Below are 17,383 nucleotides of genomic sequence, written 5' to 3' on the forward strand. Positions count from 1 at the left end.
AATAACTATTGATAAGATGTTAATAAACAACATAACCACTGCAAAGGTAATATATCCTTTTTCTAAAATAACATTTTACAGCCAATTCTATGTTACGGAAAGGATAAGATTACTTGTAACGTTTTGATTTATTGCGAAAATTGAGCCAAAAAAGCTATTTTTGCATTGATAATTAATTGAATGAAAACTAAACCATTATATCAAACTTACTTGATTAACCTTGATAGAGCTACGGATCGGCTTGAATTGATGCAAAAAGAATTCGAAAAATGTGAGATTACTTACGAAAGAATTTCTGCTGTAGATGCCAAAACTTTGGATTCGTCAACCTATAAAATAAAAAATAAATATGACCGCGATTTAGTTCCTGGAGAAATTGGTTGTTATTTGAGTCATGTGAAAACGCTAGAAACTTTTTTGGCTTCTGAAAATGATTTTGCTTTGATTATAGAAGATGATGCAATTTTGGTTGATGATTTTAAATCTGCTGTAGAAAATGCTCTTTCTAATTATGAAGAACTTTCTAACAAGCATAAATGGGATGTTTTGAAGCTATTTAACGGAAAAAGAAAACATATAAAAATTGCTGATGTGAATAATAAATACATTATTGGTGCTTGTGGAACGAGTATTCCAATCACAACAATTGCAGCCATTTGGACAAGAAAGGCCGCAGAAAAATTTTTGAATAAAATTAAAACGCCACTACCTATGATTCAACGTCCAATTGATTGTGATTTGCAGCATGCTTGGGAATTTGATTTAAGAATTTACAACCTTCTTCCATCGCTTGTTAAACCAGCTCCAGTAGAAACGCAAATTCAGATTAATCGCAGTTTAAGAAAGTCTAAATTTCCAAAACAAATTCAATACGAATTGAATCGATTATTTCCTAAATATTTCTATTTGATTAATCATCATGGTTTCAAAAAATTCTATGATAGTTTTATTGTGAAGAAAAATGAAAGAATTTCTTAATCAACAATTATTACACTTATTAAGTTACTGAATTAAAATAAATTTACAACCTTTATCAACAGTTATAAACATTGTTAATTTCGATATAAAATACAAAAAAAGCAGTTTCAAGACTTTGAAACTGCTTTTTCATTTATAATAATTCGATGCTTTCTTCTTTTAATTTTTCTTTTACTTTTCCGTCCCAAATACTCGCTTGTACTTCGCCAATGTGTCGAGATTTCAACATAAACATACACATACGAGATTGTCCAATTCCACCTCCAATTGATTCTGTTAACTGATCATCTAACAACATCGAGTGAAATAATAAATTTTTACGATCCGAAAAATCTCTAATTTCTAATTGTTTGGTCAAAGCTTCTTTATCTACACGAATTCCCATCGAGGATAACTCGAAAGCAGATTCTAAAACAGGGTTCCAAACTAAAATATCACCATTAAGACCTCTAAAACCAGCACTGTTTTCTGTACTCCAATCGTCATAATCAGCAGCACGTGCATCGTGTAATTCTCCATTACTCAATTCTCCTCCAATTCCGTAAATAAAAACAGCTCCAAATTCTTTACAAATTGCATTTTCTCTTTCTTTCGGCGTAAGAGTTGGATATTTCTGTAATAAATCTTCAGACGAAATAAATGTAATTTGTTCTGGTAAAACAGCTTTCAATTGTGGATATTTTGCTTCTACATTTTGCTCCGTTTTTTTAATAACTTCATAAATCGATTTTACTGTCGAAAAAAGATAATCCAATTGGCGATCTTGCGGCACAATTACTTTTTCCCAATCCCATTGATCCACATAAATAGAGTGAATTGGCGAATAATCTTCGTCTGGACGCAAAGCGCGCATATCTGTTATAATTCCTTCGCCTGGCTCAATTTCTAATTCTTTCAAACGAATACGTTTCCATTTTGCCAAAGAATGTACAACTACCGCATTTTTATCATTCAAAGATTTTATAGGGAATTTTACAGGTCTTTCGATACTATTCAAATCATCATTAATACCTGTTCCATCCAAAACTACCAATGGTCCAGAAACTGGAATAATGTTTAATTCTTTTTGTAATCCTTTCGAAAATTCTTCTTTTACAAAAGAGATTGCTTGTTCTCTACGTAATAATGCTCTGCTCATCTTTTTAATCTTTAAATGATTTGTTTTTTTAACTGATGTAAAAGTAGAACAGCTAAAATCAATAAATATACTATTGACTTAAATTGGTTTAAAAATATTTAATTTTAAATATAAAATATTGTTTATACTTAACTATTTAAACTTTATAATAGTTTTAAATTTAATTTTTAAAATAAAAATCGGTAAACTCTAACGAATTGACCGATTTTATATCTTATAATAGATGTATAAAATTATCCGTTGTATGAACAAGCAATTTTATCTACGCGTCCTTGGTGACGACCACCTTCAAATTCTGTTGCTAAAAATGTATTCACAATTTCTTCTGCATATTCATACGCAATAAAGCGTGCAGGTAAAGTTAACACATTTGCATTATTGTGTTGACGAGCTAACTTGGCAATATCCATCATCCAACATAATGCAGCACGAATTCCTTGGTGTTTATTTGCAGTCATTGTAACGCCTTGCGCACTACCACAAATCAAAATTCCGAAATCTGCTTTTCCATCTTCCACAGCTTGTGCCGTTGGGTGTGCAAAATCAGGGTAATCAACACTCGCTGTTGAGAACGTACCAAAATCCTCAACCTCAAATCCTTGACTTGTTAAAAAGGGTACTAATTTCTCCTTATAATCGAACCCAGCATGGTCCGCTCCGATTGCAATTTTCATTTAATTAACAGGTGTTTTTGTTGTTTTTGTTTAAATAATTGTAAATCAAATGTTAAGTAAAAGTAACAACTTGTTAAAAGATGATTGAATAAAACTAATAACTTTTCGAGAGAAAAATTTGGAAATCTGATTCAAAAAATCAATTAGAAATAAATCAATACAAGTCAAGTAAAAGTTTTCATTTTGGCATAAAAGATTTACACACCGTTATGAATAGTTTTCACAAAACTTCTTTTTAACAAAAGTTGTTTATCAACCAAAATGATAAATTGTTGATAGAATATCTAACTCTTTCATTACAAAACAAAATTACAAATAATAGCTTGTTAATTGCTATTAAATAAAATTTATCTCACTTTAGTTATCCACATATTAACAGTGCTAATAATAGTAACATTTTTTTCTTTTTTTAAAATTTAAAAATTAATTAAACTATATATATTATTATGAATTGTTAATAGTTGAAAATTGTATTGAATGATTTTAAGTCTCAAAATGAAAGTTTGATTACTTTTGTGTAGTTCAAAATTTCAAATCAAAATATGAAAACAATCAACGACTACAATTTCGAAAACAAGAAAGCATTGATTCGTGTTGACTTCAATGTTCCGCAAGACGAAAATTTAAATGTGACAGATGATACACGTATTAGAGCTGCAAAACCAACGATCGACAAAATATTGAAAGATGGTGGCGCTGTTGTATTAATGAGTCATTTGGGACGTCCTAAAGGCGAATTCAATGATAAATATTCATTAAAACATATTGCATCAAAAGTTTCAGAAATTCTTGGTGTTGATGTGATCGTTGCGAATGATGTTATTGGCGATGATGCGAAACAAAAAGTTAGTAATCTAAAACCAGGCCAAGTTTTATTATTGGAGAATGTTCGTTTCCATAATGAGGAAGAAGCTGGAGATAAAGACTTTGCAAAATCATTGGCTCAATTTGGAGATATTTATGTGAATGACGCTTTCGGAACAGCACACCGCGCACATGCTTCGACTGCAATTATTGCTGAATTTTTCCCGGGAAATAAATGTTTTGGTTTGTTAATGGAACAAGAATTAACAGCTATTAACAAAGTGTTATCAGACGGAGAAAAACCTGTAACAGCGGTACTTGGAGGAGCTAAAGTATCTTCTAAAATTACGATTATCAACAATATTTTACCCGTTATTGATAACTTGATTATTGGTGGTGGAATGACGTATACATTTGTAAAAGCAAATGGCGGAAATATTGGAAATTCGTTGGTAGAAGATGATAAATTAGATTTAGCGAAAGAAATTTTGGCTGAATGTGAAAAACATAATGTAAAAGTTTATTTACCGGTTGACAATGTAATTGCTGATAATTTCAGTAATGATGCAAATACACAAACAGTTCCTTCGGATCAAATTCCTGATGGATGGATGGGAATGGATGTTGGTGAAGAATCGTCAAAAGTTTTTGCAGATGTAATTAACAATTCGAAAACAATTCTTTGGAATGGTCCTTTAGGTGTTTTTGAAATGTCAAATTTTGCAAAAGGAACTATTGCTTTAGGTGATGCAATTGCTGAAGCTACGGCAAACGGCGCTTTCTCGCTTGTTGGTGGTGGAGATTCTGTTGCTTTCGTAAAACAATTTGGTTACGACGACAAAGTAAGCTACGTTTCTACAGGAGGTGGTGCAATGTTAGAATCGTTGGAAGGTAAAGAATTACCAGGAGTTGCTGCGATTTTAAAATAAGAAAAGGAAAAAAATACTTAAAATAGTAAAAAATTAAGTCGAGCATTTGCTCGACTTTTTTTGTCTTAATTGTTAAGCTGAATTTATTTCAACTTCTCATCTTAATGATTAGGTTCTTCACTTTGCTGTCGTTTCGTTCAGAATGACATTTTTTTTTAGCATCAAATTTTCTGCCATTCCAACGTTAGGAGGAATCTCAATGATTCTAAAATTGTTAATATTAATCACTTGTTATTTAATAAATTAACTACTTTTCAACTGAGTTATAAAAAGAATGTTTATAGCTTGATTAATTACTCAAATTGTTAATAGTAAACTATTCAATATAAATGAATTAAAAAGTTATGAATAAACTTTATTAAAACTTGTGAATAATGATGATTTTAGAACTAAATTGATTTAATAAAGTTAAAATTGTTAATTATAAAAACTTGATAAATAATGAATTAAAAAGTAATTAAGAAAGTTTATCAAAAATTGTTGAAACTGAAATCTCCCTACAATTAGCCATTTTATTTATAGAAAAGGATTGTTATATTCGTAATGATTTAATAATCAATCTATGAATGAATTTAACCAACGACTAAACGAAGTAGAAAATCATTTGCAGCACAATGATCTTGATTTGGGCTATCGCCGATTAATTGATTGCGTGTTGGATTTGGGTGAGAAATCTTTTTACAAAGAGATTATCTCCTATTCGGATCTTTATTACACCGAAAATTCTACGAACGAAAATAAAATAACGCAGGCTTTACAATTGGTGGAAAAGTTAAAACAAGCTTCTCCTCCTCCCTTTCAGAAAGAAGAAACATTGATATCAACCAACAATGTTGAAAAAGCTTATCATCGTCGAAATTTTAAACTCCATCCCATTACTTTTGATTTGAAATCACGAGAAGTTGTTGGATTAGTTGGAGAGAATGGAAATGGAAAAACGACTTTATTACGTTTAATTTGTGGTGAATTGAAACCAACTTCTGGCGAAATAATTTATCATTTTTCTAAAGCAAAACCGTTTAGTTTTGAGCTGAAAACAAAATTAGTTTATGTGCCGCAACGAATCGAAGTTTTATATGGTACGTTGATGGAAAATCTGCAATTTACCTTGACATGTTATGATATTTACAACGAAGAAAATAGGTTATTAGCGAATGTTATGTTGGCGCGTTTGGGGCTTTGGCCTTACAAGGATTTGCAATGGCGACAATTGTCGTCTGGTTATAAAATGCGATTCGAGCTCGCGCGAACGTTATTGCGTCGTCCAAAAGTATTGTTGTTAGATGAGCCTTTGGCTAATTTAGATATTTTGGCACAACAAATTATTCTTGAAGATTTGAAATTTTTATCACAATCAATCCGAAATCCTTTTGGTGTTATTTTGAGTTCTCAACAATTGTACGAAGTTGAAAAAGTATCGACAGAAGTTCTCTTTTTAGAGCAAGGAAAGCTTAAAATACAAGGAGATACAAATGATTTGGAAGGTGATTTTACGATTGTTGAAATTGATGTTGAAAATACCAAAGAAGAGTTATTAACAGCTTTATCTAACATCGAAATTAAACAGATAAAATTCAATGGAGGATCATATATCGCATATTTTGATGATGAAATTTCGATGAATATGATTTTGTCTGAAATCGGAAAATCATTATTGAAAGTAAAATACATTCGAGATATTTCGAAATCAAGTCGTCGCTTTTTTGTCAATTAAAACCAACCAACTATGTTCAAAAAAATAAATCAAACTTTAATTACCAAATATCCATTGATTTGGAATCTGAAATTTATTTGGATTTTGTTGACGGTTTTAGTTTTCAACTTGATTGCATTTATCAATGGTTTTTTGTTTTTTACTAAAAAATCTCAACTGCAAGTAACTGGACTTTATGAAGTGTTTTTCAACTCAGGAATTGCAATTTATTACCTATTAATTGGTGACATTATCGGCGTTATTTGGTTGTATTTCTATATAAAAAATAATCGTTTCAAATCAAATTATCCAACCTCAAGAAATTATTTATTCAAAGAATTTTTGGCCGTTTTCTTCATTATATTTTTGATGTTTTATGTACCAAATTCGTTCAAAACTGGTCTTAAATTTCGTGTTTCAAATTATATAACTGAAGAGCAATATTTGAAAGATATCGATATTATCAATAGAGCGCAAGGTTTTACGTTGCAACCAAATTTTGGGTACGATAATTATTCGAGAAATTTGCCTGTTCCAGCTTTTGATTCGTTGGTTTCGGAAAAAGAAACAAGAGAATTATATGAAAAAAATAAGAGAGAATATTTAAGAAAAAATCCAACATACTCATATGATGCTTTTTTGGATCCGTATTTCAGAAATCCTGAATTTGAAACCTTATTAAGAGATTATTTTCCGGATCGATTTAGTTATTCTAAAATTAATTTTAATCAAACGTATCAACCTCTTAAAAAGAATAATTCATCTACAGATTCATTTCAAGAAGAAATGGACTATCCTACTACAGTAGCTGTAGATTCAACTTATGCTGTTGTCGATTCTGCTGCAGTAACATTAAATTCTGGTGGAAAACCAGATGTTTATTACAACTTAGCAAGTTTGTATAATTATAGTGTTTTGGCTTTTAACAATCCGAAAGATTCTACTTTAAATCATCAATTTTATGATGGACAATGGATTGCTTTGTTGCAAAAAAATGATCGAAAAGTAATTGAAAATTTATTGAATAATTATACCGATTTATTAAAAAAGCAAGAAATTGGGTATCAGTTCAAACATAAAAAGTGGATTGATTATTTGCCTCAATATCCGTATTATTTCATTGATCATAAATTGAATTATATTGATCCTTATCAAACTGTAGATAAAAAACTGAATGATTATATCCACCAAGATAGTTTAAACAAAGTGTATGAAAATATTGAGTTTTCGAAATATAGTTCCACTTGGTTAGAACATATTCAGTACTATTTACTAATCGCTTTAGTTATTACCGTTCTTATTATTACATTCAGATTTAGTTCGTTCAAAGTTTGGTTAATTTCATTGATTGGCGCAGGAATTTTGGCAATTTTAGGAAGCGTTTTCGGAATTTCTATCGATGCAAGTATTGGTTATACACAATTCACACCTTATATTATTTTATTTGTTTTTTACATTGCATTTATAGTGACTACACTAATTGGCTTACGTTCCAAAAAATATAAAGTTTTGACAGGTGTTAATCTTAATTGGTTTGTTGCGACCAATATTTTTATTGGAATTGTGATGCTTAGTTTTTACACAGATTTGCGTGAAGAAATGTTATATGAAGCAAATAAACATATGAATATTTATGAGTTTAGACAAACAAATAAAGAATTATTGCTGTTACAAGAATTTGCAGAAATTTTTCTTTACATCAATCCAATTTTATATTTAATAAGTTTTTATTTCATCATCAATCTTTACAAAAAATGGCAAGCAATGCCAGAAGAATAAAAAAAGAAAAGCGAGCTAAATCGGCTCGCTTTTCACTTGATAATTGAATGAAAATGAATTTTAAAAACTACTTTAAAAAAAACTTACTTATGAAATGAAATAACACATTGTGTTAATCAATAATAATTTTTAAACTCACACAAATTTTAAAATATTCTTTCAAAATTTAAATTAATAGAGGTTAACCATCAAAATTTGTAGGTTAACCCTAATTTTTATGATTTTATGCACATTTAGACGAAGGTCTATTTCCTTTCGCATCACGTTTTTTGTGCATACTAAATTTATTAGATTTCATACGCTTTTCACGATCTTGTTTGTATTGATTGAACTGATTTTTGTCTAAAATTTTCTCTAATTTAGTATCAAAATCGTTTGTACCTTTTTCTGGTCGAGAGCCTCTTTCTCCTTTTTGAGTAGAATTTTTGTCTCTGTTTGTAAACTCTTTTTTCATGTCAGAATCTCTACTCTCTAACAACGATTTTACTTTTTTCTTTTGAGCAGAACTCAAATTATATTGATCAAATTCTTTCAATTGTTGATCTACAGTTGGGCGTTCTCTTTGCTCTTTTCTATTTCCAGATTGTTCACCTTGTTGTGGTCTTTCTTGTGCGGATAATGTCATTACCATCATCATGCTTGCTAATAAAAATACTTTTTTCATAATCTATGTTTTTTATAACTAAATGTTAGAATTATATTCTTTTCATTTTTCTTGAAACAAAGTTGCAACACAAAAAAAAGACGTAAAAAATATTGAGGTAAACGAGTGTTAAGTAGCGGTGAAATAAAAGATTTATTAAAATTTTTAACAAAATTGTCAAATTTATTGAATAAAAAAATCCATTCGATAAAGAATGGATTTTGATGTATTTTTTTTGAAAGATTATTTTATTTTTTTCTCTAACATTTTAGAAAAAGTTTTAGCAGTTTTTGCAAACCCTTCTCCAATTCTCGATTCATCACTATAATTATTACCGAATTGAGTTCCTGGAGCTTCTTTATAATTGACAACAAATTTTTTATCTTCAAAATTATTAGAATCAACAATAGTAATAGTTGTAGATACTTTTGCAGCTTGTTTCATTACAAATGCATCCCAACCTGGATAAATCCAATCAACTTTAACAATCATTGTGTAAGGAGCATCTGTAGCGTTTTCAGAGAATGAAATTCCAGTAGATTTTGCACCATATTTAGTTAATAACTCCATAAATTTTGGTTCCCAGATAGACTCTTTTGCACCAGTCCATTTATCATTCCAAATATCTCCATTTCCAGCATTTTTGCCATTTAGATCAACAATCTTTTTTTGAACATATTCTGCTTCTGTAATGCTATCTGCATTAATTTTTAGATTTGAATAGTCAAAAATAACTTTCATTTTAGATTGTCCTTTTAAGAAATCGACAGTACCAGATTTTACTTTCTCTTTTTGAGCATAAATGTTTGAACCGAGTACAATAATGATTAATAATAAATAGTTTTTCATAATAGTTTTAATAAATTTCAGCAAAATATAAATATTCTTTAAATAGTTATTGTATAATCATTTAAAGAAATATTATTTAGAAACGTTTATTGTTTATAAATAGTTTGTAAGTCTTGGAAAAATTTTACTGAAAATAATAATCAAAACGTTTGGTACACTACTTTTGTCTTAACAAAGTTTAACAATATTGTATGAAAGTTTTAATTTCTAAATCAATTGTATTTGTTAATTTTAGAGGAAATTTGAATCAATAATATAAACATTAATTTCAACGAAATTTTGGATATACAACAACTAAACCAACAAATAGAAGCAAAAAGCGAAAGCATTGCAAGGTTGACATCGGAAATAAATAAAGCGATTATTGGACAAGAAAAAATGATTGAAAGTCTATTAATCGGATTACTTGGAAATGGACACGTTTTATTAGAAGGTGTTCCTGGATTAGCAAAAACATTAGCTATTAAAACATTATCTGATGCTGTTGATGGATCTTTTTCTCGTATACAATTTACACCAGATTTGTTACCTGCCGATGTTGTGGGGACACTTATTTATAATGTAAAAGAAAACGATTTTAGAATCAAAAAAGGACCAATATTCGCCAATTTTGTTTTAGCTGATGAGATTAACCGTTCGCCTGCAAAAGTACAATCTGCCTTGTTAGAAGCAATGCAAGAGCGTCAAGTAACAATTGGTGACGAAACGTATCTGTTACAAAAACCTTTCTTGGTTTTGGCGACTCAAAATCCGGTGGAACAAGAAGGAACTTATCCTTTGCCAGAAGCACAAGTTGACCGTTTTATGTTGAAAACGGTCATTACTTATCCAGAATTTGAAGCAGAACGTTTGATTTTAAGAAATTCGATTAATCAATCTTTTCCAAAAATTGAGAAAGTAATCTCTATTCAAGAATTGTTGGATGCGCGCGAAATGGTGAAACAAGTTTATATGGACGAAAAAATTGAAAAATATATTTTGGATATTATTTTCGCGACTCGTTTTCCAGAAAAAGTTGGATTAGAAAAATTGGTTCCAATGATTTCGTTTGGTTCTTCGCCTCGTGGATCGATCAATTTGGCACAAGCTTCAAAAGTGTATGCATTTTTACGCAAACGCGCTTATGTTATTCCAGACGATGTACGTGCAATGGCAAAAGATGTGTTGCGTCACCGTATCGGAATTAGCTACGAAGCAGAAGCAGAAAATGTTACGCCAGAAGAAATTATAGACAATATTCTTAATGTTGTTCCAGTTCCTTAAACCACTATTCAAAATCATTTAAACTTTGGATGCAAAAGAAATCATCAAACGTGTAAAACGTATTGAGCTAAAAAGCAAGCGTAAAGCGAGCAACCTTTTTATGGGTGAATATCACAGTTCATTCAAAGGAAGAGGTATGATTTTTAGTGAAATTCGTCCTTATCAATACGGTGATGACGTTCGTAATATCGATTGGAATAAAACGGCTCGATATAGCGAACCTTATGTAAAAGTTTTTGAAGAAGAACGAGAATTAACCATGTTTTTATTGGTTGATGTTTCGAATTCTGAAAACTTTGGAACACGAAAACAAATTAAAATGGAAACGATTGCTGAATTGAGCGCTACATTGGCTTTTTCGGCAATTACCTATAATGATAAAGTTGGTTTGATATTATATTCGGATCAAGTGGAGAAATTTATTCCACCCAAAAAAGGAAAACAACATGTGTTGCGTTTGGTGAGAGAAATTGTTTCGTATGAGCCAAAAAGTAAGAAAACTGATTTAGCAGAGACTTTGGAAACATTTATGAATTTGGTTCGCCGAAAATCAAATGTTTTTATTCTTTCAGATTTTATTGATTCGTCTGATTATGAAAAAGCATTGCGAATCGTGGCAAAAAAACATGATGTGACTGGAATTAGAGTTTATGATGAAAAAGAACAATCTTTTCCAGATGTAGGTTTGGTTCATGTGCAAGATAACGAAACAGGTGAAATCCGCTTGATTGATACTTCATCGAAGAAATTGCGTCAACAATATGCGCAATATTATCGCGATTTAGATCAACGTTATCAATCTATTTTCAAAAAAAATCATTCAGGCGCAATCAGTATTCGTACCGACGAAGATTATGTTCGCCCATTGTTAAACTACTTTAAAAGTCATAAAGCCTAATGAAGAATTTATTGCTTTTAGTAAGTTTTTTTATCCTTCAATTTTCGTTTGCGCAAGAAATTACGCCAAAATTAGATCGCACGACAATCAAAATTGGCGAGCCAATCCAATATGAAGTGAAAATTGATTACAAAGAAGGAGATAAAGTTGTTTTTCCTACGATTTCAGATTCAATTAATCATCACATCGAAGTTTTAGGTCAAAAAATTGACACTGTAAAAACGGATGGAAAATCTGAAATTGTTCAACATTTAGAATTGACTGGATATGATGCAGGTAAATTTAATATTCCGTCATTTATCATTCAGAAAAATGGAAAAGATTTAACAACAAAACAACTTGAAATTGATATTCAAGATATTGCAGTTGATACAACGAAAAATGCAATTTTCCCGATAAAACCTGTAATGGAAGAAGAATATTCTATTGGAGATTATTGGAATAAATATTGGTTGTACGGCATTATTGCGTTGATTTTATTTATTATCGGAATTGTTTTGGTTGTATTATATGTTCGCGCAAAATCGAAATTATCTGGCAAAGATTCGTACAAAACGCCTTATGACGAAGCGAAAGCAAGTCTGAAAGCCTTGGATGCTAAGAAATATTTGAAACGTGGTGAACAAAAAGAATATTACACGCAATTATCATTTATTGTAAGACGATATTTAGGACGTATTTATAACTTTTCGGCATTAGAAATTTTGTCGGATGATTTGGTAAAATATGTTGCGACAAAACCAGATGTTTTACCAGAAGATGTGCAGAAATTTAAACAATTTTTGTTCGATGCTGATTTGGTAAAATTCGCAAAACAAGAATTTGATGAACCAACAAATATTTCGCACCGAAATTGGGTAGATGAATTTGTAGATCGTGTAAAACCATTAGAAATTCCGGAGAACGAAGATTTGAAAAAAGATCAAGTGACGGGAGAAAAATATAAACAGTTTAATAACAATTAGGAATGCTAAATTTTGAGTTTCAAAATCCTTGGATCTTACTCTTATTGCTTGCTTTGCCTTTCTTTATTTTCAGAGAAATTCGCAAAACGAGCCAGAAAAAAGCATCCTTAAAATTACCTTCGCTCAAAGCATTTGGAGGTGCAAAAAGTTCGTTAGCGACGTACAAACCACTTTTATTTTTGATGCGAATTATCGCAATGGTTTTGTGCATTGTTGCTTTAGCTCGTCCACGTTATGTAGATGTTACGACAAAAGTAAAATCGGACGAAGGAGTTGATATTTTATTGACTGTAGATACGTCATTGAGTATGTTAGCGCGCGATTTGAAACCAGATCGTTTAACAGCGTTAAAAGAAGTTGCAAAAGACTTTTCACTTGGAAGAAAAACGGACAGAGTTGGTTTGGTCGAATATTCTGGAGAAGCTTTGACACGTGTTCCATTAACAACAGATCGTGATGTTTTGATACAAGAAATCGAAATGTTACATTCTGGTAGTTTAGCTGATGGAACAGCAATTGGAGTTGGTTTGGCAACAGCTGTTAATCATCTTAAAAATAGTAAAGCAAAATCTAAAGTAGTTATTTTGATTACAGATGGTGTTGAAAGTGTAAATCCTTCTGGAGATTTGATGTATGTTTCACCGAGACAAGCCGCTGATATTGCAGCAGAGAAAGGGATAAAAGTATATACAATTGGTATTGGAACAAACGGAATGGCGCCTATGCCTGTTGGTTACGATATGTTAGGTGATTACGTTTTTGAGATGCGTCCTGTACAAATTGACGAAAAACTGTTAGAAGAAGTTGCAGATAAAACTGGAGGTTTATATTTCCGTGCAACAAACAATGAAAGTTTGAAAAACATTTATAACGAAATTGATAAACTTGAAAAAACAGAGATTAACGAAGTCAAATATTATAATTATACCGAATTGTTTGCACGATTCTTATTGCCTGCATTCATTATTTTGGTATTAGAAGCCATTTTACGAAGAACCGTTTTTAAAGAATTAATCTAATGCAGTGGGGAGAATTACATAATATTTGGTTGATGATTTTATTGTTTGTCGTTATTTTTCTATCGATAACAGTATTTCAATGGCGCGAACGTGTAAAGAAAACATTTGCAGATAAAGAACTGTTTCCATTTGTTTTTCCAATCACTTCTTCAAAGCGTTATGGTTTCAAAATCATTGCATTTTGTGTGGCTTTATTTTTAATGGTAATTGCATTGATGGATCCACTTTATGGTGAACGAGATGTGCAAGTAAAGCGCGAAGGAATTGATATGGTTTTCTTGTTAGATTTATCAAGTTCGATGAATGCACAAGATGTTGCTCCTTCGCGATTAGAAAAAGCAACAAAATTAATTACAGAAACATTACATCAATTAGGAGGAGATAGAGCTTCTTTGGTTGCGTTTGCAGCGAATGCTTACACGATTTCTCCATTGACAAATGATTATGCTGCAATCGAAAGTTATTTGCAAAATGTTAATACTGAGTTAATTTCGAGCCAAGGGACAAATTACTTAAATGCGATTCAGGAAGCTGCAAAAACATTCAAAGGATCGGCGAATACAAGTAAATTAATTGTACTAATTTCGGATGGAGAAGACAACGAAAATACAGTTAATCAAGCTTCTAAAATAGCAAAAGATAACGGAATTCATATTGTATCAGTTGGTGTTGGAACAGATAAAGGAGCTCCAATTCCGATGTATTACAATGGCTACGCCGAAGACTATAAAAAGGACGAAACAGGTTCTATAGTTATTACAAAATTAGAAGATAAAAATCTTCGCAAATTGGCACAAGATACAAACGGAACTTACATTCATTTGGATAATACGCAAGATGCATTATCCGCATTATCAATGTATAAAGCCCGATTAGATAAAAACGAAATTGCTAACTCTACAACAAGAGATATGAATCATATTTATCAGTGGTTTTTAGCGGTTGCGGTTTGTTTACTTTTTGTGGAATTATTAACATCTGAATATAAGATTTTTAACAAAAAGAAATAGTAAGTTTGTATGGTAAAATGATGTACTTTTTAAAACAAATAGGATTTTTAGGAATAATGCTTTTATCCGTTTTTGGTTATAGTCAATCGAAAGCGAAAAGCTACATTATTGAAGGAAACGAGTATTATCAAAAAGGAAAATTTGATAATGCAGAAGTTGCCTACAAGAAAGCTACCATGGAAGATCCAACTTCTGTCAAAGCAAATTACAATTTAGGAAATGCTTTATTTCAACAAAAACGTTACAAAGAAAGTATAGCGCATTACAAACGTTCTGCTGAAGTATCTAAAACGAATAATGATAAACATTTGGCTTATCACAATTTAGGAAATGCTTTTATGCAGGAAAAAGATTATCAAAATGCTGTTGATAATTACAAACAAGCCTTACGAAATGATCCAAAAGATGATGCAACACGTTACAACTATGCATTAGCAAAAAAAATGTTAGAAAAAGAACGTGAGAAACAAAAAGATCAAAATAATAAGGATAATAAAGATCAAAACAAACAAGATCAAAATAATCAGCAAAAACAACAACAGCAGCAAAATAAACAGAATCAACAAAACCAAAATAACCAAAAGCAAAATCAGAATCAGAATCAATCTCAACAACAACAATCTGATCAGCAGAAACAGCAAAATCAAGGAGGAAACCCGAAAGCTGGTGGTGAAAATGGAAACAATAAAGGACAAGGAAATAATCAATCTCCAGAAATCAAACAAGGAAATAATGGAGACGGAAAAGAACAAGATAATGCAAAGAATAATTTGGGAGACGGTTTGCTAAAAGCATTGCAAAATCAGGAAGCCAAAACCCAACGAAAAATTATTCAACAAAAAGCAGAAAAACAACGAACAACAACATCTAAGGATTGGTAATGACAACGACAAGCGTTTTAAATAGCTTTTTAGTGTTTGCCTTAACGTCTATCACAGCGTTAGCACAACAAATTTCTTTTAAATCTGATGCAGATAAAACACAGGTCAGTTTAGGAGAAGCATTTAGCGTGGGCTTTTTTATCGAATCTAATACAGATAGTTATTCGATTGATCAACCAATGAAATATCCTCCACATAATGGATTACAAATTGTAGGTGAACAACGCTCGCAAAATGTTTCTTATGTGAATGGAAAAGGAGTGATAGAAGAAGGAATTATCCTTGCTTTTGTTGCTGAAAAAGAAGGTAAATATCGAATTGGAGCTGCTAAAATTGTGATTAATGGAAAAACCTATACATCGAAACCTGTCGATGTTGTAGTGAAAGGAACGGGGTTGACGCACAACAATTTTAGAAGTAATACTTCGCAGCCTGTTTTTCTACAAAGTAAAGTTTCGAAAACGAATCCTTATGTGAACGAACAAGTTGGTTTATCAGTAAAATTATACGTAAAAGATTTATCTTATCTTAATCGTAAACAAAACTTTCGTCAAGGAAATTTAGACGGATTAAGCCCAAAAATTGTAAAAAGCTCTCCCGAAAATATCAAGCAAGAAATTGTTGGAGGAAAACAATATTTCTCCGAAGAAATTGCACGTTATTATGTTTTTCCTCAAAAACCAGGAAAGATAGAAATCGATCCGTTTTCGGTAGATGTGGTGTTGCCAACAACGTATGGAGCGGAGCCTGTAGAAGTGCGTAGTAATCCAGTTGTGATTAATGCAAAAGCACTTCCAGAAGAAGGAAAGCCAAAGAATTTTAGCGGTGCAGTTGGTCAATTTAAAATGAACGCTTCGGTTGATAAAAAAGAAGTTGCAACCAATGAAAGTGTAAATTTTGATGTTGAAATTATTGGAACAGGAAACTTTAATACGATTAATTTACCTGAAATTACGACGCCAAAAAATTTAGAAAAATTCGCACCGAAAAAACGCGATGCATATAAAACCTATGATACAGGAATGAAAGGAAAAGTTGCTGAGCAAACAGTTCTTGTCCCAAATTTTGGAGGAGAATATACGATTTCGCCTGTAGAATTTTGTTATTTCGATCCTGTTAAAGAGAAATATGTAACCTTGAAATCAGATTCGATTAATTTGTCTGTTTCAGGTTCTAAAACTTCTTCTGCAACGGCTGTGGCTTCTAATTCACCAGATTCGACAATTTCTGATAAAATAGAAGAAATGACGAACGATGTGAAAGAAGGAAAAAGCGGTTGGTTGTGGTTAACTGGTGGTGTAATTGCATTGAGTGCTGGAAGTTTATTTTTGATGAGAAAGAAAAATAACCCGACACAAAAACAAAAAATTGAACCAAAAATAAAACCTCTTAACGAGCAAAATAATTTTGAATCATACCAACCAAAAACAGAAACCCAAAAGTTTACTTTGGTTGAAAAACCAACGATAAATTCGAGTCAAATTTCTGCTGAATTAGATGAATTGAAGCAAAAAATAAACGTTGAAGACCAAAAAGATTTTTATCAATTACAAGAAAATATTTTGTGTAATGCCGCGCTATTAAAAACGAATACAGATTTAGCTCATTTTTCTGACGAGGTGATTGCAAATAAATTGATTGAAAATGGTGTGAGTGAATTAGCCGTAGAACAATGGAAATTGTTGCTGAACAACGCACGACAAGCTAAATATGCCTTTGGTGGTTTGCATCAAAATTTAGAAGAAGTTTTCGAAGCTACGCAAAATATTTCCGAAGAATTATTACGAAAATAAATTTCAAGTTTTTTAGATAGTAAAAGGGACAATCTCAGTTTTGAGTTGTCCCTTTTATTTTTGCTCT

15 protein-coding genes are annotated in these 17,383 nt (G+C 31.1%); 11 read left to right on the top strand and 4 right to left on the bottom strand.

All coding sequences use genetic code 11. The features are described 5' to 3' along the window. The first annotated feature begins 180 nt into the window (after window positions 1-180). Window positions 181-978, top strand: a complete 798-nt coding sequence (locus B3I31_RS03530) for a glycosyltransferase family 25 protein (RefSeq protein WP_291077969.1) — start codon at window positions 181-183, stop codon at window positions 976-978. A gap of 133 nt (window positions 979-1,111) precedes the next feature. On the opposite strand, the gene asnA is transcribed toward B3I31_RS03530, so the two are convergent. Together asnA and rpiB are read right to left on the bottom strand one after the other, a co-directional pair. Then, window positions 1,112-2,116: an aspartate--ammonia ligase gene (gene asnA / locus B3I31_RS03535; protein ID WP_038336194.1), complete on the bottom strand. Its 1,005-nt coding sequence runs from the start codon at window positions 2,114-2,116 to the stop codon at window positions 1,112-1,114. A gap of 233 nt (window positions 2,117-2,349) precedes the next feature. Next, on the bottom strand, window positions 2,350-2,790 hold the full coding sequence (gene rpiB, locus B3I31_RS03540) for a ribose 5-phosphate isomerase B (protein WP_038336192.1): 441 nt from the start codon (window positions 2,788-2,790) through the stop codon (window positions 2,350-2,352). 542 nt (window positions 2,791-3,332) lie between these two features. Here rpiB and B3I31_RS03545 point away from each other — a divergent pair. The 3 genes from B3I31_RS03545 to B3I31_RS03555 all read left to right on the top strand — a co-directional run bounded on the left by B3I31_RS03545 (window position 3,333) and on the right by B3I31_RS03555 (window position 7,995). Continuing rightward, the gene (locus B3I31_RS03545; RefSeq protein WP_291059839.1) at window positions 3,333-4,523 is read left to right on the top strand and encodes a phosphoglycerate kinase; all 1,191 of its coding nucleotides are present in this window, start codon (window positions 3,333-3,335) and stop codon (window positions 4,521-4,523) included. 562 nt (window positions 4,524-5,085) lie between these two features. Beyond that, window positions 5,086-6,237, top strand: a complete 1,152-nt coding sequence (locus B3I31_RS03550; protein ID WP_291047405.1) for an ATP-binding cassette domain-containing protein — start codon at window positions 5,086-5,088, stop codon at window positions 6,235-6,237. Between the two features lie 12 nt (window positions 6,238-6,249). Beyond that, window positions 6,250-7,995, top strand: a complete 1,746-nt coding sequence (locus tag B3I31_RS03555) for a hypothetical protein (protein ID WP_291047407.1) — start codon at window positions 6,250-6,252, stop codon at window positions 7,993-7,995. Window positions 7,996-8,218: 223 nt separating this feature from the next. Here the strand turns inward: B3I31_RS03555 and B3I31_RS03560 are convergent, their stop codons facing one another. Then, window positions 8,219-8,659, bottom strand: a complete 441-nt coding sequence (locus B3I31_RS03560; protein ID WP_291087607.1) for a hypothetical protein — start codon at window positions 8,657-8,659, stop codon at window positions 8,219-8,221. 222 nt (window positions 8,660-8,881) lie between these two features. Next, entirely contained in the window at window positions 8,882-9,487 is a 606-nt protein-coding gene (locus tag B3I31_RS03565; protein WP_038336180.1) for a hypothetical protein, read from the bottom strand. Between the two features lie 261 nt (window positions 9,488-9,748). Between B3I31_RS03565 and B3I31_RS03570 the strand changes: the two genes are divergently transcribed. From B3I31_RS03570 to B3I31_RS03600, 7 genes are read left to right on the top strand one after another with little or no spacing between them, the layout of a single operon-like run. Next, window positions 9,749-10,750 carry an AAA family ATPase gene (locus tag B3I31_RS03570; RefSeq protein WP_407932366.1) on the top strand — a complete coding sequence of 334 codons (1,002 nt, stop codon included), beginning with the start codon at window positions 9,749-9,751 and terminating at the stop codon, window positions 10,748-10,750. Between the two features lie 25 nt (window positions 10,751-10,775). After that, complete coding sequence (locus tag B3I31_RS03575; RefSeq protein ID WP_125350567.1) at window positions 10,776-11,648, top strand: DUF58 domain-containing protein; 873 nt, start codon at window positions 10,776-10,778, stop codon at window positions 11,646-11,648. Continuing rightward, window positions 11,648-12,613: a BatD family protein gene (locus B3I31_RS03580; protein WP_291047413.1), complete on the top strand. Its 966-nt coding sequence runs from the start codon at window positions 11,648-11,650 to the stop codon at window positions 12,611-12,613. Before B3I31_RS03575 ends, B3I31_RS03580 begins: the two co-directional genes overlap by 1 nt. Window positions 12,614-12,615: 2 nt before the next feature. Continuing rightward, window positions 12,616-13,632 (top strand): vWA domain-containing protein, encoded by a 1,017-nt coding sequence (locus tag B3I31_RS03585; RefSeq protein ID WP_291047415.1) that lies wholly within the window; start codon window positions 12,616-12,618, stop codon window positions 13,630-13,632. Further along, window positions 13,632-14,642 carry a vWA domain-containing protein gene (locus B3I31_RS03590; protein WP_125350569.1) on the top strand — a complete coding sequence of 337 codons (1,011 nt, stop codon included), beginning with the start codon at window positions 13,632-13,634 and terminating at the stop codon, window positions 14,640-14,642. The genes B3I31_RS03585 and B3I31_RS03590 overlap by 1 nt, the downstream gene beginning before the upstream one ends. 17 nt (window positions 14,643-14,659) lie before the next feature. Further along, on the top strand, window positions 14,660-15,523 hold the full coding sequence (locus tag B3I31_RS03595; RefSeq protein ID WP_114998633.1) for a tetratricopeptide repeat protein: 864 nt from the start codon (window positions 14,660-14,662) through the stop codon (window positions 15,521-15,523). Next, window positions 15,523-17,316, top strand: a complete 1,794-nt coding sequence (locus B3I31_RS03600; protein WP_291047418.1) for a BatD family protein — start codon at window positions 15,523-15,525, stop codon at window positions 17,314-17,316. Before B3I31_RS03595 ends, B3I31_RS03600 begins: the two co-directional genes overlap by 1 nt. Window positions 17,317-17,383: the final 67 nt, after the last annotated feature.

This window comes from Empedobacter sp. UBA3475, from assembly GCF_002378465.1.
Taxonomy (GTDB): Bacteria; Bacteroidota; Bacteroidia; order Flavobacteriales; family Weeksellaceae; genus Empedobacter; species Empedobacter falsenii_B.

Excerpts from the sequence above, each read along its gene's own strand:
- B3I31_RS03530 (WP_291077969.1), top strand. The coding sequence starts at position 181 with ATGAAAACTAAACCATTATATCAAACTTACTTGATTAACCTTGATAGA.
- asnA (WP_038336194.1), bottom strand. The coding sequence starts at position 2,116 with ATGAGCAGAGCATTATTACGTAGAGAACAAGCAATCTCTTTTGTAAAA.
- rpiB (WP_038336192.1), bottom strand. The coding sequence starts at position 2,790 with ATGAAAATTGCAATCGGAGCGGACCATGCTGGGTTCGATTATAAGGAG.
- B3I31_RS03545 (WP_291059839.1), top strand. The coding sequence starts at position 3,333 with ATGAAAACAATCAACGACTACAATTTCGAAAACAAGAAAGCATTGATT.
- B3I31_RS03550 (WP_291047405.1), top strand. The coding sequence starts at position 5,086 with ATGAATGAATTTAACCAACGACTAAACGAAGTAGAAAATCATTTGCAG.
- B3I31_RS03555 (WP_291047407.1), top strand. The coding sequence starts at position 6,250 with ATGTTCAAAAAAATAAATCAAACTTTAATTACCAAATATCCATTGATT.
- B3I31_RS03560 (WP_291087607.1), bottom strand. The coding sequence starts at position 8,659 with ATGAAAAAAGTATTTTTATTAGCAAGCATGATGATGGTAATGACATTA.
- B3I31_RS03565 (WP_038336180.1), bottom strand. The coding sequence starts at position 9,487 with ATGAAAAACTATTTATTATTAATCATTATTGTACTCGGTTCAAACATT.
- B3I31_RS03580 (WP_291047413.1), top strand. The coding sequence starts at position 11,648 with ATGAAGAATTTATTGCTTTTAGTAAGTTTTTTTATCCTTCAATTTTCG.
- B3I31_RS03585 (WP_291047415.1), top strand. The coding sequence starts at position 12,616 with ATGCTAAATTTTGAGTTTCAAAATCCTTGGATCTTACTCTTATTGCTT.
- B3I31_RS03590 (WP_125350569.1), top strand. The coding sequence starts at position 13,632 with ATGCAGTGGGGAGAATTACATAATATTTGGTTGATGATTTTATTGTTT.
- B3I31_RS03595 (WP_114998633.1), top strand. The coding sequence starts at position 14,660 with ATGATGTACTTTTTAAAACAAATAGGATTTTTAGGAATAATGCTTTTA.
- B3I31_RS03600 (WP_291047418.1), top strand. The coding sequence starts at position 15,523 with ATGACAACGACAAGCGTTTTAAATAGCTTTTTAGTGTTTGCCTTAACG.